We start from the raw sequence: 22,058 nt of genomic DNA, 5'->3' as shown, positions 1-22,058 counted from the left end.
GCTTCACGCGCTGCGTAAGCTTCCACGGCTGGTGGCGGGACACCCGCTGCCGGCCTTTTTCTGTTGTCACTAGCCGCTGGCCCCACGGGCCACCGCTAGCCGAATTCCGACGGCGAGCCTCCCCTGGAGGCTTGCCGTCAGCGCCTGACGGGGCCGCACCCGTCGGGTGGCGCCGACATGCATCGGTCACCCATGGTGAACAAGCTGGGGAATACAGATGGCTTACTCATACACTGAGAAAAAACGCATCCGCAAGGATTTCGGCAAACTGCCCCAAGTGATGGATGTGCCCTACCTGCTGGCCATCCAGCTGGATTCCTACTACGACTTTCTCCAGCAGGACCGCTCACCCGAGGAGCGCCTGGAGGTCGGCCTGCATGCCGCCTTCCGTTCCGTCTTCCCGATCGAGAGCTTCTCCGGCAACGCCGCCCTGGAGTATGTCAGCTACCGGTTCGGCACTCCGGCGTTCGACGTCAAGGAGTGCCAGCTGCGCGGCGTCACCTACTCGGCCCCCCTGCGCGTCAAGGTTCGCCTGATCATCTACGATAAGGACTCGTCGAACAAGGCGATCAAGGACATCAAGGAGCAGGAAGTCTACATGGGGGAGATCCCCCTGATGACCGAGAACGGCACCTTCGTGGTCAATGGGACCGAACGCGTCATCGTCTCCCAGCTGCACCGCTCACCGGGCGTGTTCTTCGATCACGACAAGGGCAAGAGCCACTCCTCCGGCAAGCTGCTCTACTCGGCCCGCGTGATCCCCTACCGCGGCTCTTGGCTCGACTTCGAGTTCGATCCCAAGGACAACGTCTTCGTACGCATCGACCGCCGCCGCAAGCTGCCGGCCACGGTACTGATGCGCGCCCTGGGCATGAGCGCCGAGGAGATCCTCGACGAGTTCTTCGAGACCAGCACCTTCCACATCGAGAAGTCCGGCTTCTCCGTGGAGCTGGTGCCGTCGCGCCTGCGCGGCGAGACCGCAACCTTCGACATCAAGGACGGCGAGGGCAACGTCATCGTCGAGGAAGGCCGTCGCGTCACCCAGAAGCATATCCGCCAACTGGAGAAGTCCGGCCTCGAGCGTCTCGAGGTGCCGATGGACTACCTGTTCGGCAAGGTGCTGGCCAAGGACCAGATCAACCCAGCCACCGGCGAGCTGATCTGCCCCTGCAACACCGCGATCACCCCGGAGCTGCTCGAGAGCCTCGGCCAGGCCGGCATCACCCGGCTCGAGACCCTCTACACCAACGATCTCGACTGTGGTCCCTTTATCTCCGACACCCTCAAGCTGGACACCACCGGGTCCCAGCTCGAGGCCCTGGTCGAGATCTACCGCATGATGCGCCCCGGCGAGCCGCCCACCAAGGAGGCCGCCGAGACGCTGTTCAACAACCTGTTCTTCACCGAAGACCGCTACGACCTGTCCGGCGTCGGTCGCATGAAGTTCAACCGCCGCCTACGTCGCGACGCCGACACCGGTTCCGGCGTGCTCGACCGCGATGATATCCTCGACGTGCTGCGCGAGCTCATCAACATCCGTAACGGCTTCGGCGATGTCGACGACATCGACCACCTGGGCAACCGCCGCATCCGCTGCGTGGGCGAGATGGCCGAGAACCAGTTCCGCGTGGGCCTGGTGCGCGTCGAGCGGGCGGTCAAGGAGCGCCTCTCCATGGCGGAGAGCGAGGGCCTGATGCCCCAGGACCTGATCAATGCCAAGCCGGTGGCCGCCGCGGTCAAGGAGTTCTTCGGCTCCAGCCAGCTGTCCCAGTTCATGGACCAGAACAACCCGCTCTCCGAGGTCACCCACAAGCGCCGCGTCTCCGCGCTTGGCCCGGGCGGCCTGACCCGCGAGCGGGCCGGCTTCGAGGTGCGTGACGTCCACGCCACCCACTACGGCCGCCTGTGCCCGATCGAGACCCCGGAAGGGCCGAACATCGGCCTGATCAACTCGCTCGCCACCTACAGCCACACCAACAGTTACGGCTTCCTAGAGACGCCGTACCGCAAGGTCGTGGGCAGCCAGGTCACCGATGACGTAGTCCACCTCTCGGCCATCGAGGAGGGTGACTTCGTCATCGCCCAGGCCTCGGCTACCGTGAGCGAAAGCGGCCGGCTGTCCGACGACCTGGTCCAGGTGCGCCACCGTGGCGAGACCACCTTCATGCGTCCCGAACAGGTGACACTGATGGACGTCTCGCCGCGTCAGGTGGTCTCCGTGGCCGCGGCCCTGATTCCGTTCCTCGAGCACGATGACGCCAACCGCGCCCTGATGGGGGCCAACATGCAGCGCCAGGCGGTGCCGACCCTGCGCGCCGACAAGCCGCTCGTCGGTACCGGCATGGAGCGCTTCGTGGCCCGTGACTCCGGCGTCTGCGCCGTGGCACGTCGCGGCGGGGTGATCGATTCGGTCGATGCCAAGCGCATCGTGGTCCGGGTCAACGAGGACGAGATCATCGGTGGCGAAGCCGGGGTCGACATCTACAACCTGACCAAGTACCTGCGCTCCAACCAGAACACCTGTCAGAACCAGCGCCCGATTGTGCGCCCGGGGGACGAGGTGGCCCGGGGCGACATCCTGGCCGACGGGCCATCCGTGGACATGGGCGACCTGGCGCTGGGCCAGAACATGCGCATCGCCTTCATGCCCTGGAACGGCTACAACTTCGAGGACTCGATCCTGCTCTCCGAGCGGGCCGTCCAGGAGGACCGCTTCACCACCATCCACATCCAGGAGCTGACCTGTGTGTCCCGCGACACCAAGCTGGGGGCCGAGGAGATCACCTCCGACATCCCCAATGTGGGCGAGTCGGCACTGGGCAAGCTGGACGAGGCCGGCGTGGTCTATATCGGCGCCGAGGTGGGGCCGGGCGACATCCTGGTCGGCAAGGTCACGCCCAAGGGTGAAACTCAGCTGACCCCGGAAGAGAAACTGCTGCGCGCGATCTTCGGCGAGAAGGCCAGTGATGTGAAGGACACCTCGCTACGGGCCCCCACCGGCATGAAGGGCACCGTCATCGATGTCCAGGTGTTCACCCGTGACGGCGTGGAGAAGGACTCCCGAGCACTGGCCATCGAGCAAATGCAGCTCGACGAGGTGCGCAAGGATCTGCAGGAGACCTACCGCATCGCCGAGGACGCCACCTTTGGCCGCCTCAAGCGTACCCTGTCCGGTCAGGCCGTCAACGGCGGGCCCAAGCTCAAGAAGGACGACGTACTCAGCGACGCCTATCTCGAGGAACTGCCGCGTCAGCAGTGGTTCAAGCTGCGGATGCAGGACGAGGCGCTCAACGAGCTGCTGGCCCAGGCCGACGAGCAGCTCGAGAACCGTCGCAAGGAAATGGACGAGCGCTTCGAGGACAAGAAGCGCAAGCTCACCCAAGGCGACGATCTGGCGCCGGGCGTGCTGAAGATCGTCAAGGTCTACCTGGCGATCAAGCGCCGCCTGCAGCCAGGCGACAAGATGGCCGGCCGCCACGGTAACAAGGGGGTCATCTCGGCGATCATGCCGGTCGAGGACATGCCGTTCGACGACAACGGCGAGCCGATCGACGTGGTGTTGAACCCCTTGGGCGTGCCCTCGCGGATGAACGTGGGCCAGATCCTCGAGACCCACCTGGGCATGGCGGCCCGCGGCCTTGGGGTCAAGATCGAGGGGCTGCTGCGCGACGCCCGCGAGCAGCAGGTGGCCGAGATCCGCGACTTCCTGGGGCAGGTCTACAACTCGACGCCGGGAACCCGGGTCGAGGACATCGACACCCTGGCCGACGACGAGGTGATCGCCCTAGCGAAGAACCTCCAGGGCGGCGTGCCGATGTCCACGCCGGTGTTCGACGGTGCTCAGGAGCACGAGATCAAGCACCTGCTGCGCCTGGCCGACCTCCCGGATTCCGGGCAGATGACCCTCTACGACGGCCGTACCGGCGATGCCTTCGACCGCCCGGTGACCGTGGGCTACATGTACATGCTCAAGCTCAACCACCTGGTGGATGACAAGATGCACGCGCGCTCCACCGGCTCCTACTCCCTGGTCACCCAGCAGCCGCTGGGCGGCAAGGCGCAGTTCGGTGGCCAGCGCTTCGGCGAGATGGAGGTCTGGGCCCTGGAAGCCTACGGCGCGGCCTATACCCTCCAGGAGATGCTCACCGTCAAGTCCGACGATGTGGAAGGGCGCACCAAGATGTACAAGAGCATCGTGGACGGCGACCACACCATGCAGGCGGGCATGCCGGAGTCCTTCAACGTGTTGGTGAAGGAGATCCGTTCGCTGGGCATCGACATCGAGCTGGAGAGCTGAGGCTGCACCGCCTGCGCTTCACAGAATGACGGTCCGCGGGGGCGGTAACGCCCCCGCCCATGACAACTCCGCAACGGAGCCGACCCATGAAAGATTTGGTGAAAGTCCTCAAATCGCAGTCTCAGTCCGACGAGTTCGACGCGATCAAGATCACGCTGGCATCGCCGGACATGATCCGCTCCTGGTCCTACGGCGAGGTCAAGAAGCCCGAGACCATCAACTACCGTACCTTCAAGCCGGAGCGCGACGGTCTGTTCTGCGCCAAGATCTTCGGTCCGGTGAAGGACTACGAGTGCTTGTGCGGCAAATACAAACGCATGAAGCATCGCGGCATCATCTGCGAGAAGTGTGGCGTGGAGGTCACCAAGGCCGCCGTGCGCCGCGAGCGCATGGGCCACATCGAGCTGGCGAGCCCCGTCGCCCACATCTGGTTCTTGAAGTCGTTGCCGTCGCGCATCGGCATGTTCCTGGACATGACCCTGCGTGACATCGAGCGCGTGCTCTATTTCGAGAGCTTCATGGTCATCGATCCGGGCATGACCACCCTGGAGCGCGGCCAGCTGCTCAACGACGAGCAGTACTTCGAAGCCCTCGAGGAGTTTGGTGACGACTTCGATGCCCGCATGGGGGCCGAGGCCGTCCAGGCACTGCTCAAGGACATCGATCTCGAGGAAGAGGTCGAGCGGCTGCGCGAGGAGATCCCGCAGACCAACTCCGAGACCAAGATCAAGAAGCTGTCCAAGCGACTGAAACTGCTGGAAGCCTTCCAGGGCTCCGGCAACGACCCGGCGTGGATGGTCATGGAGGTGCTGCCGGTACTGCCGCCGGACCTGCGTCCGCTGGTGCCGCTGGACGGTGGCCGCTTCGCGACCTCGGACCTCAACGATCTGTATCGTCGCGTCATCAACCGCAACAACCGCCTGAAGCGGCTGCTCGACCTCAACGCGCCGGACATCATCGTGCGCAACGAGAAGCGGATGCTGCAGGAGGCGGTCGATGCCCTGCTCGACAATGGTCGCCGTGGCCGGGCCATCACCGGCTCCAACAAGCGTCCGCTGAAGTCGCTGGCCGACATGATCAAGGGCAAGCAGGGCCGTTTCCGCCAGAACCTGCTGGGCAAGCGCGTCGACTATTCCGGCCGCTCGGTGATCACCGTGGGTCCGACCCTGCGCCTTCACCAGTGCGGCCTGCCCAAGAAGATGGCATTGGAGCTGTTCAAGCCGTTCATCTACTCCAAGCTCCAGTCGTTGGGCTATGCCTCCACGATCAAGGCCGCCAAGAAGATGGTCGAGCGCGAGCTGCCCGAGGTCTGGGACATCCTCGCCGATGTCATCCGCGAGCACCCGGTGCTGCTCAACCGTGCCCCGACCCTGCACCGCCTGGGGATCCAGGCCTTCGAGCCGCTGCTGATCGAGGGCAAGGCGATCCAGTTGCACCCGCTGGTGTGTGCCGCCTACAACGCCGACTTCGACGGCGACCAGATGGCGGTGCACGTGCCGCTGACCCTCGAGGCGCAACTCGAGGCCCGCGCGCTGATGATGGCTACCAACAATGTGCTGTCACCGGCCAACGGCGAGCCGATCATCGTGCCGTCCCAGGACGTGGTGCTGGGCCTGTACTACATGACCCGCGAGAAGATCAACGCCAAGGGCGAGGGCATGGTGTTCAGCGACCTCAACGAGGTGGAGCGGGCCTTCGGCACCCAGAACGTGGCGCTGCACGCCCGGGTCAAGGCGCGTCTCGACGAGGTGGACATCGACGAGGAGACCGGTGAGAAGAGCACGCATCGTCGTCTCTACGACACCACCGTGGGGCGTGCGCTGCTGTTCCGTATCCTGCCGGAGGGGGTGCCCTTCTCGCTGATCGACCAGCCGATGAAGAAGAAAGCCATCTCCCGGCTGATCAACGAGGTGTATCGTCGCGCCGGCCTCAAGCCCACGGTGATCTTCGCCGATCAGCTGATGTATACCGGCTTTCGGATGGCCACCTGGTCCGGTGCCTCGATCGGGGTCAACGACTTCGTCATCCCCGACGCCAAGGCCGAGATCGTCGATGCCGCCGAGGAAGAGGTCAAGGAGATCGAGGACCAGTTCTCCTCGGGCCTCGTGACCGCGGGCGAGAAGTACAACAAGGTCATCGACATCTGGGCCCGGGCCAACGACCAGGTCGCCAAGGCGATGATGGCCGGCATCTCCAAGGAGAGCGTGGTCGACCGCGAGGGCAACACGGTCGAGCAGGACTCCTTCAACAGCGTCTTCATCATGGCCGACTCCGGGGCCCGGGGGAGTGCCGCCCAGATCCGCCAGCTGGCAGGCATGCGGGGCCTGATGGCCAAGCCGGACGGTTCGATTATCGAGACCCCGATCGTCGCCAACTTCCGGGAAGGCCTGAACGTCCTGCAGTACTTCATCTCGACCCACGGCGCGCGCAAGGGCCTGGCGGACACGGCACTCAAGACTGCCAACTCCGGTTACCTGACCCGTCGCCTGGTCGACGTGGCCCAGGACATGGTCATCACCGAGGCCGACTGTGGCACCGAGACCGGCCTGACGCTGCACCCGGTCATCGAGGGCGGCGACATCATCGTCTCCCTGGCGCAGCGGGTACTGGGCCGCGTGGTGGCCCAGGATGTCATCGACCCGGCCACCGAAGAAGTGCTGATCCCGCGCGACACCCTGCTCGACGAGGCCTGGTGTGCCGAGCTCGACACCATGGGCGTCGACGAGATCGTGGTGCGCTCGACCATTACCTGCGAGACCAGCCACGGCGTCTGCTCGGCCTGCTACGGTCGCGACCTGGCGCGCGGTCACCAGGTCAACATCGGTGAGTCCGTGGGCGTCATCGCGGCGCAGTCCATCGGTGAGCCGGGGACCCAGCTAACCATGCGCACCTTCCACATCGGCGGGGCCGCCTCCCGGGCCTCCGCGGTGGACAGCGTCCAGGTCAAGCACGGCGGCCGGGTGCGCCTGCACAACATCAAGTACGTCGAGCGCGGCGACGGCAAGCTGGTGGTGGTCTCCCGCTCCAGTGCCCTGGCCGTCGCCGACGACCATGGCCGCGAGCGCGAGTACTACAAGCTGCCCTACGGCGCCGAGCTCTCCGTGCGCGATGGCGACCCGGTCGATGGTGGTCAGGCGGTGGCCAAATGGGATCCGCATACCCACCCGATCATCGCCGAGGCCGAGGGCCAGGTGCAGTACGCCGACATGGACGAGGGCCTGACCATCCATCGTAGCGTGGACGAGATGACCGGGCTGTCCTCCATCGAGGTGATCGAGTCGGCGGCCCGGCCCATGGCCGGCCGCGACAAGCGCCCGATGATCCTGCTCGCCGACGAGACCGGCAGCCCGGTCACCGTCAGTGGCTCGGACACCCCGGTGCAGTACCTGCTGCCGGGCAAGGCGATCGTCACCGTGGACAACGGCTCGCACATCGGCGTCGGTGAAGTGGTGGCCCGTATCCCGGTGGAAGCCACCGGCAACAAGGACATCACCGGGGGTCTGCCGCGGGTCGCCGACCTGTTCGAGGCCCGCAAGCCCAAGGAGCCGGCGATCCTCGCCGAGATCAGCGGCACGATCAGCTTCGGCAAGGAGACCAAGGGCAAGCGCCGCCTGACGATCACTCCGGGCGACGGCGACCCCTTCGAGATGCTGATCCCGAAATGGCGCCAGATCGCGGTGTTCGAAGGCGAAACCGTCGAGAAGGGCGAGGTCATCTCCGACGGCCCGAGTAATCCGCACGACATCCTGCGCCTGCTGGGCACCGCGGAGCTGGCCAAGTACATCACCACCGAGGTGCAGGACGTCTATCGCCTGCAGGGCGTGGGCATCAACGACAAGCACATCGAGGTCATCGTGCGTCAGATGCTGCGCAAGGTGGAGATCACCGACGCCGGGGATTCCGACTTCATCCCGGGGGATCAGGTCGAGTTGGTCCGCGTGCTGGAGGAGAATGCCCGACTGGCGCGGGAGCAGCGGTTCCCGGCGAAGTGCCAGCGCCTGTTGCTGGGGATCACCAAGGCCAGCCTGGCCACCGAGTCGTTCATTTCCGCGGCCTCCTTCCAGGAGACCACGCGGGTGCTGACCGAGGCGGCGGTGACGGGCAAGCGCGACTACCTGCGCGGCCTGAAGGAGAACGTGGTGGTGGGCCGCCTGATCCCGGCCGGTACCGGCCTGACCCACCATGCGGAGCGTCGCCGCAAGCGCGAGGATACCGAGCGACTGCTTCATCCGTCGGCGCAGGACGTCGAGCAGGAGCTGGGCGCCCAGCTCACCGCACTGGACTCGGACGACGACGAGATCTGACCGGCGACCCGGCAGGGCGCCGCTGCGAGGCGGCGCCCTGCTTGACGGCCAGCCCTGTCAGCCATTAGAATGCGCAGCCTTTAACAGTGGGGCGGTGCGCCCGCACCCACTGTCGAGGCAAGGCAACCCATTGGAGTCAGCTAAACACCATGGCAACGATCAATCAGCTCGTGCGCAAGCCGCGCAAGCGCCAGGCCGCCAAGAGCGACGTGCCGGCGCTGCAGGCCTGCCCGCAGAAGCGCGGCGTCTGCACCCGCGTCTACACCACTACCCCGAAGAAGCCGAACTCGGCCCTGCGTAAGGTCTGCCGCGTGCGCCTGACCAACGGCTACGAGGTCTCTTCCTACATCGGCGGTGAAGGCCACAACCTCCAGGAGCACTCCGTGGTCCTGATCCGCGGCGGCCGCGTCAAGGACCTGCCCGGTGTGCGCTATCACACCGTGCGTGGCGCCCTGGACACCTCCGGCGTGCAGAACCGTAAGCAGGGCCGTTCCAAGTACGGCACCAAGCGTCCCAAGGTCTGAGGCCAGGGCGTTCCCCAATCCCGTTTTGTCACGGTCTGATAAGAGTAAGGTCGGGCGCTGCCTGGTGTCATCGCGAGGGCGGGAGTCCCGGGTTTACCTGAAGGATCCTTTACAGAGGGCTTATCATGCCTAGAAGAAGAGTTGCGGCCAAGCGCGAGATCCTGCCGGATCCCAAGTTCGGAAGCGAGCGCCTGGCGAAGTTCATGAACCACCTGATGATCAGCGGCAAGAAGTCCGTAGCTGAGCGTATCGTCTATGGTGCGCTGGACAGGGTTGCCGAGCGTAGCAAGGAAGAGCCGCTGGAGATCTTCGACAAGGCGCTGGAAGCCATTCAGCCCATGGTCGAGGTCAAGTCACGCCGTGTCGGCGGTGCGACCTATCAGGTGCCGGTCGAGGTTCGCCCCTCCCGTCGTCAAGCGCTGGCCATGCGCTGGCTGGCGGATGCCGCGCGCCGCCGTGGCGAGAAAACCATGGTGCAGCGCCTGGCGGGCGAGATGCTTGACGCCGCCGAGGGTAAGGGCTCTGCCGTCAAGAAGCGTGAGGACGTGCATCGCATGGCCGAGGCCAACAAGGCCTTCTCGCACTATCGTTTCTAAGTGCACCGCTTCTAAGCGCGTCGCTTCCGACGCATCGCCAACCAACGGAGAGTTCCAACGTGGCTCGCAAGACACCGCTAAAGCGTTACCGTAACATCGGTATCGTGGCACACGTCGATGCCGGCAAGACCACCACGACCGAGCGTATCCTGTTCTACACCGGCCTGTCTCACAAGGTCGGTGAGGTCCATGAGGGTGCGGCCACCATGGACTGGATGGAGCAGGAGCAGGAGCGTGGTATCACCATCACCTCCGCGGCGACCACCTGCTTCTGGCAGGGCATGAACAAGCAGTTCGATGAGCACCGCATCAACATCATCGATACCCCCGGACACGTCGATTTCACCATCGAGGTGGAGCGTTCCCTGCGGGTGCTCGACGGTGCCGTGGTCGTGCTGTGTGGCAGCTCCGGCGTTCAGCCGCAGACCGAGACCGTCTGGCGTCAGGCCAACAAGTACGAAGTTCCGCGCATGGTGTTCGTCAACAAGATGGACCGCGCCGGTGCCGACTTCTTCATGGTGGTCGACCAGCTGAAGACCCGTCTGGGTGCCAACGTCGTGCCGATCCAGATCAACTGGGGGGCCGAGGACGAGTTCAAGGGCGTTATCGACCTCATCCAGATGAAGGCCATCCTCTGGGATGAAGACAACTTCGGCATGAACTACGACCTGGTGGACATCCCCGCGGAGCTCCAGGCCAAGGCCGAAGAGTACCGCGAGCAGATGGTCGAGGCGGCCGCCGAGGCCTCCGAGGAACTGATGGACAAGTACCTCGAGGAAGGCGAGCTCTCCCCCGAGGAGATCAAGGCCGGCCTGCGTCGCCGTACCTTGGACAACGAGATTGTCCTGGTGACCTGTGGCTCCGCGTTCAAGAACAAGGGCGTGCAGGCGGTGCTGGATGGTGTGATCGAGTACATGCCATCACCCACCGAGGTCAAGGCCATCGAGGGTGAACTGGACGACAAGGATGGTACCATCGCCACCCGCGAGGCGGACGACAGCGCCCCCTTCGCCGCCCTGGCCTTCAAGATCGCCACCGACCCCTTCGTCGGCACCCTGACCTTCATTCGCGTCTACTCCGGCGTGCTGAAGTCCGGTGACAGCATCTACAACTCCGTCAAGCAGAAGAAGGAGCGGGTCGGCCGTATCGTCCAGATGCACTCCAACTCCCGCGAGGAGATCAAGGAAGTGCTGGCCGGCGACATCGCCGCCTGTATCGGCCTCAAGGACGTCACCACCGGTGACACCCTGTGCGACCTGAACGAGAAGATCGTGCTGGAGCGCATGGAGTTCCCGGACCCGGTGATCTCCGTCGCCGTCGAGCCGAAGTCCAAGGCCGACCAGGAGAAGATGGGCGTGGCACTGGGCAAGCTGGCCCAGGAAGACCCCTCCTTCCAGGTCCGCACCGACGAGGAGACCGGTCAGACTATCATCTCCGGCATGGGCGAGCTGCACCTGGACATCATCGTCGACCGCATGCGTCGCGAGTTCAAGGTCGAGGCCAACATCGGCAAGCCGCAGGTGGCCTATCGCGAGACCATCCGCAAGAGTATCGAGCAGGAAGGCAAGTTCGTGCGCCAGTCCGGCGGCCGCGGTCAATACGGCCACGTGCATCTGCGCATCGAGCCTCTCACCGCAGAGGACAAGGGCGAGGACGAGGACCTGCACTTCAAGTTCACCTCGGAAATCGTTGGCGGCGTGGTTCCCAAGGAATACGTGCCGGCCGTCGAGAAAGGGGCCTACGAGCAGCTGCAGAACGGTGTCATCGCGGGCTACCCGATGATTGACGTCAAGGTCACGCTGTTCGACGGTTCCTACCATGACGTGGACTCGAACGAGACCGCGTTCAAGGTTGCCTCTTCCATGGCGATCAAGGAAGGTGCCAAGAAGGCGAAGGCCGTGCTCCTGGAGCCGGTGATGAAGGTCGAGGTCGTGACCCCCGAGGAGTTCATGGGCGATGTCATGGGCGACCTGAACCGCCGTCGTGGCCTCGTCCAGGGCATGGATGATTCTTCAATGGGCAAGGTCATCCGCGCCACGGTACCGCTGGCTGAGATGTTCGGTTATGCGACCGATCTGCGTTCTCAGACCCAGGGCCGCGCAAGCTACGTGATGGAGTTTGCGGACTACGAAGAGGCGCCGTCCAGCGTCGTTGAAGCCGTCATCAACCAGAACGGTTAACCGTTAGCTAACGTAAAGAGGTTATAGCAGTGGCTAAGGCAAAATTTGAGCGTTCCAAGCCGCACGTCAACGTCGGCACCATCGGTCACGTCGATCACGGCAAGACCACCCTGACTGCGGCGCTGACTCGCGTTTCCGCCGAGGTGTTCGGCGGTGACTGGAGCGAGTTCGATGCCATCGACAACGCCCCGGAAGAGCGTGAGCGTGGCATCACCATCGCCACCTCCCACGTGGAGTACCAGTCCGAGGGCCGTCACTACGCCCACGTCGACTGCCCCGGGCACGCCGACTACGTCAAGAACATGATCACCGGTGCCGCCCAAATGGACGGTGCCATCCTGGTCGTGTCCGCCGCCGACGGCCCCATGCCGCAGACCCGCGAGCACATCCTGCTGTCTCGTCAGGTCGGCGTGCCGTACATCGTCGTGTTCCTGAACAAGGCCGACATGGTCGACGACGAGGAGCTGCTCGAGCTGGTCGAGATGGAAGTCCGTGAACTCCTCGACGAGTACGACTTCCCGGGTGACGATACCCCGATCATCACCGGTTCCGCCCTGATGGCCCTGGAAGGCAAGGACGACAACGGCATGGGCACCACCGCCGTTGCCAACCTGATCAAGGCCCTGGACGAATACATCCCGGAGCCGGAGCGTGCCATCGATCAGCCGTTCCTGATGCCGATCGAGGACGTGTTCTCCATTTCCGGCCGCGGCACCGTGGTCACCGGCCGTGTCGAGCGCGGCGTGGTGAAGGCCGGCGAGGAAGTCGAGATCGTCGGTATCAAGGACACCGTCAAGACCGTCGTGACCGGCGTCGAGATGTTCCGCAAGCTGCTCGACGAAGGGCGTGCCGGTGAGAACGTCGGCGCCCTGCTGCGCGGCACCAAGCGTGACGACGTCGAGCGTGGCCAGGTCTTGGCCAAGCCGGGCACCATCACCCCGCACACCAAGTTCGAGGCCGAGGTGTACGTGCTGTCCAAGGACGAGGGTGGTCGTCATACCCCGTTCTTCAAGGGCTATCGTCCGCAGTTCTACTTCCGTACCACCGACATCACCGGTACCTGTGAGCTGCCCGAAGGCGTCGAGATGGTCATGCCGGGCGACAACGTCAAGATGGTGGTCACCCTGATCGCCCCGATCGCCATGGACGACGGCCTGCGCTTCGCCATCCGTGAAGGCGGCCGCACCGTCGGCGCCGGCGTCGTGGCCAAGATCATCGAGTAAGCATTACGGCTCGAACGATCCAAGGGGGCTCCGCGTGGGGCCCCCTTTCTGCGCACCGACGGCAGCGTTTGACACTCGCTGTCGGCGCGCCTATAATGCGCATCCTTTGAATGCGTGGGTTGACGGCTCGCGCCGTCAAGATCCATTGGAGTTTAGGGCAAATGCAGAACCAGAAGATTCGCATTCGGTTGAAGGCCTTCGACCATCGCCTGATCGACCAGTCCGCCGCGGAGATCGTTGATACCGCCAAGCGTACCGGCGCCCAGGTCCGGGGTCCGATTCCTCTGCCGACCAATCGCGAGCGTTATACCGTGTTGATCTCGCCGCACGTCAACAAGGACGCCCGTGACCAGTACGAGATTCGTACCCACAAGCGGGTGCTCGATATCGTCGAGCCCACCGAGAAGACCGTCGATGCCCTGATGAAGCTCGACCTCGCCGCCGGCGTGGACGTGCAGATCAAGCTCGACTGATCCCACACTAGACACTCGCGGCCCAGCGTTCGCCCATGATGGGGCGTCCAGCAGCCGCCGCGCCGTGAGGCGCCATACAACGTGCTAGTGGAATGCTCTGGAAAGGGCAGCCATAGCGGGTGATAGCCCCGTACACTAAAGGAGACAGAGAATGACTATCGGTTTGGTCGGTAGGAAGGCCGGGATGACCCGTGTCTTCACCGAGGATGGCGCATCCGTGCCCGTGACCGTGATCGAGGTTGAACCCAACCGCGTGACATGCGTGAAGACCATCGAATCGGATGGTTACGCCGCGGTTCAGGTGACAACCGGCTCCCGCAAGGCCAAGCACCTGTCGAAAGCCCAGGCCGGGCAGTTCGCCAAGGCAGGTGTCGAGGCCGGTCGTTCGCTGATGGAGTTCCGCCTCGCCGAAGGCGATGAGGCTCCGGAAGTGGGCGGCGAACTCACCGTATCCCTCTTCGAAGCTGGTCAGATGATCGACGTGACCGGCACCTCCAAGGGCAAGGGCTTCCAGGGCGCCGTCAAGCGCTGGAACTTCCGCACCCAGGACAATAGCCACGGTAACTCCCTCTCTCACCGTGCGCCGGGTTCTATCGGCATGTGCCAGACGCCGGGCCGCGTGTTCAAGGGCAAGAAGATGGCCGGCCAGATGGGCAATGTGCGTTGCACCGTGCAGAGCCTGGAAGTTGTCCGTGTCGACGCCGAACGCAACCTGCTGCTGATCAAGGGTGCCGTCCCCGGTGCCACCGGCAGTGATGTCATCGTGCGCAGCGCCGTCAAAGCAGGCTGAAGAGGAACTTACCGATGAATCTGAATCTTGCAGGTGCAGGCGCCGGTACGGTCGAAGTGTCCGACGCCACCTTTGGCAAAGAATTCAACGAAGCGCTCGTGCATCAGGTCGTCACCGCCTACCTGGCCGGTGGTCGTCAGGGGACGCGTGCCCAGAAGAACCGCTCCGACGTGCGCGGTGGCGGCAAGAAGCCATGGCGCCAGAAGGGCACCGGGCGTGCCCGTGCCGGGACCATCCGCTCGCCGATCTGGCGCAGCGGCGGCGTGACCTTCGCGGCCCGTCCACAGGACCACTCCCAGAAGGTCAACCGCAAGATGTACCGTGCGGCCATGCGCTCGATCCTCTCCGAGCTGGTCCGTCAGGAGCGCCTGGTGGCCGTCGATGCCTTCTCCGTCGAGGCACCGAAGACCAAGCAGCTGGTGGCCAAGCTCGGCGAGCTGGGCCTGGAGAAGGTGCTGATCGTCACCGAAGAGGTTGACGAGAACCTGTACCTGGCCGCCCGCAACATCCCCAACGTGGATGTGGTGGACGTCGCCGCCGCCGATCCGGTGAGCCTGGTGGCCTTCGACAAGGTGCTGGCCACCGTCTCCGCCCTGCGCAAATTCGAGGAGAAGCTGGCATGAACCAGGAGCGTGTATTCAAGGTGCTGCTCGGTCCGCACGTGACCGAGAAGGCCGCCATGGCCGCCGAGCGCAACCAGTACGTGTTCAAGGTGGCAAGCAACGCGACCAAGCCCGAGATCAAGGCTGCCGTCCAGGAGCTGTTCGGCAAGAGGGTCGACCGTGTTCAGGTGCTGAACATGAAGGGCAAGACCAAGCGCACCGCGCAGGGTCTGGGTCAGCGCAAGGGTTATCGCAAGGCGTACGTGACACTGGCCGCCGGCGAGACGCTTGAAGACTTCTCTGGCGCCGAATAAGGGCAGGAGTACGGATCATGGCAATCGTCAAGACAAAACCCACATCCGCCGGTCGTCGCCACGTCGTCAAGATCGTTGGCGAGGAGCTGTACAAGGGCCGCGCCTACGCGCCGCTGCTCGAGAAGCAGTCCCGGTCCGGTGGCCGTAACAACCACGGTCGCATCACCACCCGCCACGTGGGCGGTGGTCACCGTCACCACTATCGGGTCATCGACTTCAAGCGCACCAAGGATGGCGTTCCGGCCATCGTCGAGCGCCTGGAGCACGACCCGAACCGCAGCGCGCATATCGCCCTGCTGAAGTACCTCGATGGCGAGCGTCGCTACATCATCGCCCCCAAGGGCGTGAGCACAGGGGATCGCCTCGAGTCCGGCGTCAATGCGCCGATCAAGAAGGGCAATGCGCTGCCGCTGCGCAACATCCCGCTGGGTTCCACCGTGCACTGCATCGAGCTCAAGCCCGGCAAGGGCGCCCAGCTTGCACGCAGCGCCGGCACCAGCGCCCAGCTGGTCGCCCGCGAAGGCAACTACGCCACCCTGCGTCTGCGCTCCGGCGAGATGCGCAAGGTGCTGGCCGAGTGCCGCGCGACCCTGGGGGAAGTCAGCAACTCCGAGCACAGCCTGCGTCAGCTTGGCAAGGCCGGTGCGAAGCGCTGGAGGGGCGTGCGCCCGACCGTTCGCGGCGTGGCCATGAACCCGGTGGATCACCCGCACGGTGGTGGTGAAGGCCGCACCAGCGGGGGGCGTCACCCGGTGTCTCCGTGGGGCATCCCCACCAAGGGCCACAAGACCCGCAAGAACAAGCGCACCGACAAGCTGATCGTCCGCCGCCGCAAGGCCCGGAACTAAGATCCAACGCCAAGACATCAAGAGGTAACGGCTGTGCCACGTTCACTGAAGAAAGGTCCCTTCATTGACCTTCATCTGCTGAAGAAGGTTGAGACTGCAGTGGAGAAGAACGACCGCAAACCGATCAAGACCTGGTCGCGTCGTTCCATGATCCTGCCCAACATGGTCGGGCTCACCATTGCAGTCCATAACGGTCGCCAACATGTCCCGGTGCACGTCTCCGAGGAAATGGTTGGCCACAAGCTGGGCGAATTCGCTGCCACCCGCCTCTATCGCGGTCACGCGGCGGACAAAAAAGCCAAACGGTAAGCCAGAGAGGATTGAGAGATGGAAGTCACAGCCAAGCTGCGTGGCGCTCGTTTATCCGCCCAGAAGGCCCGTTTGGTGGCTGACCAGGTGCGCGGTAAACCGGTCGCCGAGGCGCTCGACCTGCTGACCTTCTCCCCGAAGAAGGCCGCCAAGCTGGTCAGAAAGGTGCTGCAGTCCGCCATCGCGAATGCGGAAGAAAACAACGGCATGGATATCGACGAGCTGCGTGTCTCGACCATCTGCGTCGATGAGGGCATGACGCTCAAGCGCATCCGTCCGCGCGCCAAGGGCCGTGCGGATCGCATTCTGAAGCGCACCTGCCACATCACCGTCAAGGTAGCCGAGAAGTAGGAGTCGACCAGATGGGTCAGAAAGTCAATCCGACAGGCATTCGCCTGGGTATCGTCAAGGACCATGCCTCGGTCTGGTATGCCGAGGGCGGCACCTATGCCGACAAGCTGAACAACGACCTCGCCGTGCGTAGCTTCATCGAGGAGCGCCTGAAGAACGCCTCCGTGAGCCGCATCACCATCGAGCGTCCGGCCAACAACGCCCGCATTACCATTCATACGGCTCGTCCGGGCATCGTGATCGGCAAGAAGGGCGAGGACGTCGACCGCCTGCGGCGTGAGGTCACCGCGATGATGGGTGTGCCCGTGCACGTCAACATCGAAGAAGTCCGCAAGCCGGAACTCGATGCGCAACTCGTCGCGCAGAACATCGCCGGCCAGCTCGAGCGTCGTGTGATGTTCCGCCGTGCCATGAAGCGTGCCGTGCAGAACGCCATGCGCCTGGGCGCCGGCGGCATCAAGGTGCAGCTCTCCGGTCGCCTCGGCGGCGCCGAGATCGCCCGCACCGAGTGGTACCGGGAAGGTCGCGTTCCGCTGCACACCCTGCGTGCGGACATCGACTACGCCACCTACGAGGCCAAGACCACCTACGGCATCATCGGTGTCAAGGTGTGGGTCTTCAAAGGTGAGATCCTCGGGGGCATCGAGGAGGTCCGCGCCAAGGCCAAGCAGCCGCAAAGCGCGCCCTCCAAGAAGAAAGGTTCCAGGTAAGGGGAGAGCGAGTCGATGTTACAACCCAAACGTATGAAGTTCCGCAAGGTGCAGAAGGGCCGCAACCGTGGCCTGGCGCATCGCGGCAGCAAGGTGAGCTTCGGCGAGTATGGCCTCAAGGCCACCGGCCGGGGCCGCGTCACCGCCCGTCAGATCGAGGCCGGTCGTCGTGCGATCACTCGTCACGTCAAGCGTGGTGGCAAGATCTGGATCCGTGTCTTCCCCGACAAGCCGATTTCCAAGAAGCCGCTGGAAGTCCGCATGGGTAAGGGCAAGGGGTCCGTGGAGTACTGGGTCGCCCAGATCCAGCCTGGCCGGGTCCTCTACGAAATCGAAGGCGTTTCCGAGGAGCTGGCCCGCGAGGCATTCGCCCTGGCGGCGCAGAAGTTCCCGGTCTCCACCACCTTTGTGAAACGGACGGTGATGTGATGAAAGCCCAGGAAATTCGTGAAAAGTCCGCAGAGCAGCTCCAGGAGCAGCTTCTCGAACTCCTCCGCGAGCAGTTCAACCTGCGCATGCAGAAGGCCACCGGTCAGCTGAGCCAGACACATCTGCTCAAGCAGGTTCGTCGGGATATCGCCCGCGTGAAGACTGTGCTCAACGAGAAGGCAGGTGACTGAAATGGCCGAAGAGAAGAAAGCCCGTACGCTCACCGGCAAGGTGGTGAGCGACAAGATGGACAAGTCCATCGTCGTGATGATCGAGCGTCGTGAGCGTCACCCGATCTACGGCAAATACGTCAAGCGCTCCAGCAAGCTGCACGCCCATGACGAGGCCAACCAGGCCAAGGCTGGCGATACGGTGTCCATTCAGGAGTGCCGTCCGCTGTCCAAGAAGAAGGCCTGGACACTGGTCGAGGTCGTCGAACAGGCGAAGGGTTGATCGGCCAAGGCCAGTCAAGCCTGTGCAGTCAGATTAGGTTTGGAGAAAACCGATGATTCAGACTCAGACAATGCTGGATGTCGCCGACAACAGCGGGGCGCGCCGGGTGCAGTGCATCAAGGTGCTCGGCGGTTCGCACCGCCGCTATGCTCGCGTGGGCGACATCATCAAGGTCACGGTGAAGGAAGCCATTCCGCGTGGCAAGGTCAAGAAGGGCCAGGTCCTCAAGGCGGTGGTGGTTCGCACCCGTAGTGGCGTCCGTCGTAACGACGGTTCGCTGATCCGCTTCGACGGAAATGCGGCAGTTCTGTTGCAGAACATCAACGAGCAGCCGATCGGCACCCGTATCTTCGGGCCGGTGACCCGTGAGCTTCGTACCGAGAAGTTCATGAAGATCATTTCCTTGGCGCCTGAAGTGCTGTAAGGAGCGAGGCGGATATGCAAAAGATCAAACGTGACGATGAAGTGATCGTCATCGCCGGCAAGGACAAGGGCAAGCGTGGCACCGTCAAGCGCGTCCTCAGGGACGACCGCTTCGTCGTGTCCGGTGTGAACATGATCAAGCGTCACACCAAGCCCAACCCGATGGCGGGCAACCAGGGCGGTATCGTCGAGCGCGAGGCACCGATTCACGCGTCCAACGTGGCCATCTTCAACCAGGAGACCGGCAAGGCGGATCGCGTCGGCTTCCAGGTTCAGGAAGACGGTACCAAGGTACGTATCTACAAGTCGACGCAGTCGCAGATCGACGCCTAACGCGAGTCGGATAGCAAAATGGCGAACTTGAAAGAACGTTATCAGAACGAGGTGGTGGCTCAACTCCAAGAGCAGTTCAGCTACGCCAACGTCATGCAGGTGCCCCGGATCACCAAGGTGACCCTGAACATGGGCATCGGCGAGGCGACCAGTGACAAGAAGCTGATCGACAACGCCATCGGCGACCTGGAGAAGCTCTCCGGCCAGAAGCCGGTGGTGACCAAGGCACGCAAGTCCATCGCGGGCTTCAAGGTGCGTGAAGGCTGGCCGATCGGGATCAAGGTCACCCTGCGCCGTGAGCGCATGTGGGACTTCCTCGATCGCCTGGTGAATATCGCGATCCCCCGCGTTCGTGACTTCCGTGGTCTCAACCCGAAGTCCTTCGACGGTCGTGGCAACTACTCCATGGGGGTGCGTGAGCAGATCATCTTTCCGGAAATCGAGTATGATAAGATCGATCGGATCCGGGGTCTGGATGTCACCATCACCACCACTGCCAACACCGATGACGAAGGGCGTGCGCTGCTGAGCGCACTGAACTTCCCGTTCAAGAAATAAGGGTGGGATCATGGCAAAGAAGAGCATGGTAGAACGCGAAGAGAAGCGCGCCAAGCTGGTGGCCAAGTACGCCGCCAAGCGCGCCGAGCTCAAGGCGATCATCCAGGACGTGAACGCTTCCGACGAAGAGCGCTTCGACGCGCAGCTCAAGCTGCAGCAGTTGCCGCGTGACTCGAGCCCGGTGCGTCAGCGTAACCGCTGCCGCATCACCGGCCGTCCGCATGGCTACTACAACAAGTTCGGCCTCGGCCGCAACAAGCTGCGTGAAGCCGCCATGCGTGGCGACGTGCCCGGACTCAAGAAGTCCAGCTGGTAACGCCACGTAGAATCATCAGGAGCGCAACGTAAATGAGCATGCAAGACACTCTGGCGGATATGTTCACCCGTATCCGCAATGCGCAGATGGCCACCAAGGAGGCGGTGACCATGCCGTCCTCCAAGCTCAAGGTCGAGGTGGCTCGCGTACTGAAGGAAGAGGGCTACATCAACGACTTCGCCGTCAGCGAGACCGCCAAGCCCGAGCTGACCGTCAGCCTCAAGTACTTCGAGGGCAAGCCGGTCATCGAGCACATCCAGCGGGTCTCCAAGCCCTCCCTTCGCCAGTACAAGGGCAAGGAAGCGCTGCCGAAGGTGGCCGAGGGGCTGGGCGTCGCGATCGTCACCACCTCCAAGGGCGTGATGACCGACCGTGCGGCTCGCCAGGCGGGTGTCGGTGGTGAAGTCATCTGCACCGTATTCTAGGAGTTTGGAATGTCACGCGTAGCCAAATATCCAGTCAAAGTGCCCGCCGGCGTCGAGGTCAAGCTCGATAACGACCAGCTGTCCGTCAAGGGCGGCCAGGGCACCCTGTCCATGACCGTCCATTCGGACGTGATCATCGGCCAGGAAGAAGGCCAGCTGTCCTTCCAGCCGAGCGAGTCCGCCAAGAGCTGGGCGATGGCCGGTACCACTCGTGCCCTGGTCCAGAACCTGGTCACCGGTGTATCCGAGGGCTTTACCAAGTCGCTCGAAATCAACGGCGTCGGTTATCGTGCCCAGGCCAAGGGCCAGACGCTCAATCTGACACTGGGCTTCTCACACCCGGTCGACTACACGCTGCCTGAAGGTGTCACGGCGGAAACGCCCAAGAACACCGTGATCGTGCTCAAGAGCGCGGACAAGCAGAAGCTCGGCCAGGTTGCCGCGGAGATCCGTGCCTTCCGTCCGCCCGAGCCCTACAAGGGCAAGGGGATCCGGTACGCGGATGAGCAGGTCCGCCGCAAAGAAGCCAAGAAGAAGTAAGGCAGGGTTATGAACGCGAAGAAAGAATCTCGTCTCCGTCGTGCCCGCCGCGCTCGCGCCAAGATCCGCGAGCTGGGCGTGTATCGCCTGTGCGTTAACCGTACCCCGCGTCACATCTACGCGCAGATCATCTCGCCGGATGGTGGCAAGGTCCTAGCCAGCGCTTCCACGCTGGACAAGGCCCTGCGTGAAGGCGGTACCGGCAATGCCGACGCCGCCGCCAAGGTGGGCGCGCTGATTGCCGAACGTGCCAAGCAGGCGGGCATCACCCAGGTGGCCTTCGATCGTGCCGGTTTCAAGTACCATGGTCGTGTGAAGGCCCTGGCCGACGCCGCTCGTGAAGGCGGCCTGGAATTCTAAAGGGTTTTACGATGGCGAAGAACGAACAGCAAAGCGGCGATCTGCAGGAAAAGCTCGTGCAGGTCAACCGTGTCGCCAAGGTGGTCAAGGGGGGCCGGGTCTTCGGCTTTACCGCCTTGACCGTCGTGGGTGACGGCAACGGTCGTGTCGGCTTCGGTCGCGGCAAGGCACGCGAGGTGCCGGTGGCGATCCAGAAGGCGATGGAACAGGCCCGCCGCAACATGGTCAAGGTCAACCTGACCGGTGGTACCCTGCAGTATCCGGTCAAGGCCCGTCATGGCGCCTCCAAGGTGTACATGCAACCGGCTTCCGAGGGTACCGGGATCATCGCCGGCGGCGCCATGCGCTCCGTGCTCGAGCTGGCCGGTGTGCACAACGTCCTGGCCAAGTGCTACGGCTCCACCAACCCGGTGAACGTGGTGCGGGCGACCGTCAACGGTCTGGCCTCCCTGCAGTCGCCGGAAGACGTGGCCGCCAAGCGCGGTCTGCCTGTCGAAGCGATCACGGGGTAAGCACCATGTCAGCAACGATCAAGGTTACCCAGACCCGCAGCACCATCGGCGTGTTGGCCAAGCACAAGGCCACCATGAAGGGCCTCGGCCTGCGCCGCATCGGTCACACGGTTGAACTGGAAGACACCCCTGCCGTCCGCGGCATGATCCACAAGGTCAACTACCTTGTGCGTGTTGAGGGAGAGTAA

The 22,058-nt window shown here is 63.7% G+C and carries 26 protein-coding genes; all 26 read left to right on the top strand.

The features are described 5' to 3' along the window. The first annotated feature begins 217 nt into the window (after nucleotides 1-217). Nucleotides 218-4,297, top strand: a complete 4,080-nt coding sequence (gene rpoB / locus FHR94_RS14900) for a DNA-directed RNA polymerase subunit beta (RefSeq protein ID WP_183326693.1) — start codon at nucleotides 218-220, stop codon at nucleotides 4,295-4,297. Between the two features lie 86 nt (nucleotides 4,298-4,383). Then, the gene (gene rpoC / locus FHR94_RS14895) at nucleotides 4,384-8,601 is read left to right on the top strand and encodes a DNA-directed RNA polymerase subunit beta' (protein ID WP_183326691.1); all 4,218 of its coding nucleotides are present in this window, start codon (nucleotides 4,384-4,386) and stop codon (nucleotides 8,599-8,601) included. Between the two features lie 149 nt (nucleotides 8,602-8,750). Beyond that, nucleotides 8,751-9,125, top strand: coding sequence for a 30S ribosomal protein S12 (gene rpsL / locus FHR94_RS14890; protein WP_071943783.1), 375 nt, complete (start codon nucleotides 8,751-8,753; stop codon nucleotides 9,123-9,125). A 125-nt stretch (nucleotides 9,126-9,250) separates the two neighbouring features. Further along, nucleotides 9,251-9,721: a 30S ribosomal protein S7 gene (gene rpsG, locus FHR94_RS14885; protein ID WP_183326688.1), complete on the top strand. Its 471-nt coding sequence runs from the start codon at nucleotides 9,251-9,253 to the stop codon at nucleotides 9,719-9,721. Between the two features lie 59 nt (nucleotides 9,722-9,780). Next, on the top strand, nucleotides 9,781-11,901 hold the full coding sequence (gene fusA / locus FHR94_RS14880; protein ID WP_183326686.1) for an elongation factor G: 2,121 nt from the start codon (nucleotides 9,781-9,783) through the stop codon (nucleotides 11,899-11,901). A gap of 29 nt (nucleotides 11,902-11,930) precedes the next feature. Continuing rightward, nucleotides 11,931-13,124: an elongation factor Tu gene (gene tuf, locus FHR94_RS14875; protein ID WP_183326684.1), complete on the top strand. Its 1,194-nt coding sequence runs from the start codon at nucleotides 11,931-11,933 to the stop codon at nucleotides 13,122-13,124. Nucleotides 13,125-13,285: 161 nt separating this feature from the next. Next, nucleotides 13,286-13,597 (top strand): 30S ribosomal protein S10, encoded by a 312-nt coding sequence (gene rpsJ / locus FHR94_RS14870; RefSeq protein WP_010626466.1) that lies wholly within the window; start codon nucleotides 13,286-13,288, stop codon nucleotides 13,595-13,597. A 151-nt stretch (nucleotides 13,598-13,748) separates the two neighbouring features. After that, a complete protein-coding gene (rplC, locus tag FHR94_RS14865; protein ID WP_183326682.1) occupies nucleotides 13,749-14,387 on the top strand; it encodes a 50S ribosomal protein L3 in 639 nt (212 codons plus the stop codon). Between the two features lie 14 nt (nucleotides 14,388-14,401). After that, entirely contained in the window at nucleotides 14,402-15,010 is a 609-nt protein-coding gene (gene rplD, locus FHR94_RS14860; RefSeq protein WP_183326681.1) for a 50S ribosomal protein L4, read from the top strand. Then, nucleotides 15,007-15,303 carry a 50S ribosomal protein L23 gene (rplW, locus tag FHR94_RS14855; RefSeq protein WP_183326680.1) on the top strand — a complete coding sequence of 99 codons (297 nt, stop codon included), beginning with the start codon at nucleotides 15,007-15,009 and terminating at the stop codon, nucleotides 15,301-15,303. The genes rplD and rplW overlap by 4 nt, the downstream gene beginning before the upstream one ends. Nucleotides 15,304-15,320: 17 nt before the next feature. Then, on the top strand, nucleotides 15,321-16,151 hold the full coding sequence (gene rplB / locus FHR94_RS14850) for a 50S ribosomal protein L2 (RefSeq protein ID WP_183326679.1): 831 nt from the start codon (nucleotides 15,321-15,323) through the stop codon (nucleotides 16,149-16,151). Between the two features lie 33 nt (nucleotides 16,152-16,184). Next, nucleotides 16,185-16,460: a 30S ribosomal protein S19 gene (rpsS, locus tag FHR94_RS14845; protein ID WP_183326678.1), complete on the top strand. Its 276-nt coding sequence runs from the start codon at nucleotides 16,185-16,187 to the stop codon at nucleotides 16,458-16,460. A gap of 18 nt (nucleotides 16,461-16,478) precedes the next feature. Next, a complete protein-coding gene (rplV, locus tag FHR94_RS14840) occupies nucleotides 16,479-16,811 on the top strand; it encodes a 50S ribosomal protein L22 (RefSeq protein WP_183326675.1) in 333 nt (110 codons plus the stop codon). Between the two features lie 11 nt (nucleotides 16,812-16,822). After that, nucleotides 16,823-17,521 carry a 30S ribosomal protein S3 gene (gene rpsC / locus FHR94_RS14835; protein WP_183326673.1) on the top strand — a complete coding sequence of 233 codons (699 nt, stop codon included), beginning with the start codon at nucleotides 16,823-16,825 and terminating at the stop codon, nucleotides 17,519-17,521. A gap of 15 nt (nucleotides 17,522-17,536) precedes the next feature. Further along, nucleotides 17,537-17,950 (top strand): 50S ribosomal protein L16, encoded by a 414-nt coding sequence (rplP, locus tag FHR94_RS14830; protein ID WP_071943806.1) that lies wholly within the window; start codon nucleotides 17,537-17,539, stop codon nucleotides 17,948-17,950. Continuing rightward, entirely contained in the window at nucleotides 17,950-18,141 is a 192-nt protein-coding gene (gene rpmC / locus FHR94_RS14825; protein WP_183326671.1) for a 50S ribosomal protein L29, read from the top strand. Before rplP ends, rpmC begins: the two co-directional genes overlap by 1 nt. A 1-nt stretch (nucleotide 18,142) precedes the next feature. Then, complete coding sequence (gene rpsQ, locus FHR94_RS14820) at nucleotides 18,143-18,403, top strand: 30S ribosomal protein S17 (protein ID WP_183326718.1); 261 nt, start codon at nucleotides 18,143-18,145, stop codon at nucleotides 18,401-18,403. A gap of 52 nt (nucleotides 18,404-18,455) precedes the next feature. After that, entirely contained in the window at nucleotides 18,456-18,827 is a 372-nt protein-coding gene (gene rplN / locus FHR94_RS14815; protein ID WP_183326669.1) for a 50S ribosomal protein L14, read from the top strand. 14 nt (nucleotides 18,828-18,841) lie between these two features. Beyond that, on the top strand, nucleotides 18,842-19,159 hold the full coding sequence (gene rplX, locus FHR94_RS14810) for a 50S ribosomal protein L24 (protein WP_183326667.1): 318 nt from the start codon (nucleotides 18,842-18,844) through the stop codon (nucleotides 19,157-19,159). A gap of 18 nt (nucleotides 19,160-19,177) precedes the next feature. Beyond that, entirely contained in the window at nucleotides 19,178-19,717 is a 540-nt protein-coding gene (gene rplE, locus FHR94_RS14805) for a 50S ribosomal protein L5 (RefSeq protein ID WP_183326665.1), read from the top strand. A gap of 10 nt (nucleotides 19,718-19,727) precedes the next feature. Beyond that, nucleotides 19,728-20,033, top strand: coding sequence for a 30S ribosomal protein S14 (rpsN, locus tag FHR94_RS14800; RefSeq protein WP_183326663.1), 306 nt, complete (start codon nucleotides 19,728-19,730; stop codon nucleotides 20,031-20,033). 32 nt (nucleotides 20,034-20,065) lie between these two features. Then, nucleotides 20,066-20,458: a 30S ribosomal protein S8 gene (gene rpsH, locus FHR94_RS14795; protein WP_183326661.1), complete on the top strand. Its 393-nt coding sequence runs from the start codon at nucleotides 20,066-20,068 to the stop codon at nucleotides 20,456-20,458. Between the two features lie 9 nt (nucleotides 20,459-20,467). Further along, entirely contained in the window at nucleotides 20,468-20,998 is a 531-nt protein-coding gene (gene rplF, locus FHR94_RS14790; RefSeq protein WP_183326659.1) for a 50S ribosomal protein L6, read from the top strand. 9 nt (nucleotides 20,999-21,007) lie between these two features. Further along, nucleotides 21,008-21,358: a 50S ribosomal protein L18 gene (rplR, locus tag FHR94_RS14785; RefSeq protein ID WP_183326656.1), complete on the top strand. Its 351-nt coding sequence runs from the start codon at nucleotides 21,008-21,010 to the stop codon at nucleotides 21,356-21,358. A gap of 11 nt (nucleotides 21,359-21,369) precedes the next feature. Then, nucleotides 21,370-21,870, top strand: coding sequence for a 30S ribosomal protein S5 (rpsE, locus tag FHR94_RS14780; RefSeq protein ID WP_183326654.1), 501 nt, complete (start codon nucleotides 21,370-21,372; stop codon nucleotides 21,868-21,870). Between the two features lie 5 nt (nucleotides 21,871-21,875). Beyond that, nucleotides 21,876-22,058, top strand: a complete 183-nt coding sequence (rpmD, locus tag FHR94_RS14775; RefSeq protein WP_013331010.1) for a 50S ribosomal protein L30 — start codon at nucleotides 21,876-21,878, stop codon at nucleotides 22,056-22,058.

It is taken from the genome of Halomonas cerina (assembly GCF_014192215.1).
GTDB lineage: Bacteria > Pseudomonadota > Gammaproteobacteria > Pseudomonadales > Halomonadaceae > Halomonas > Halomonas cerina.
Note: the sequence above shows the minus strand (reverse complement) of the source record. Positions and strands in the feature narration are given on the sequence as shown.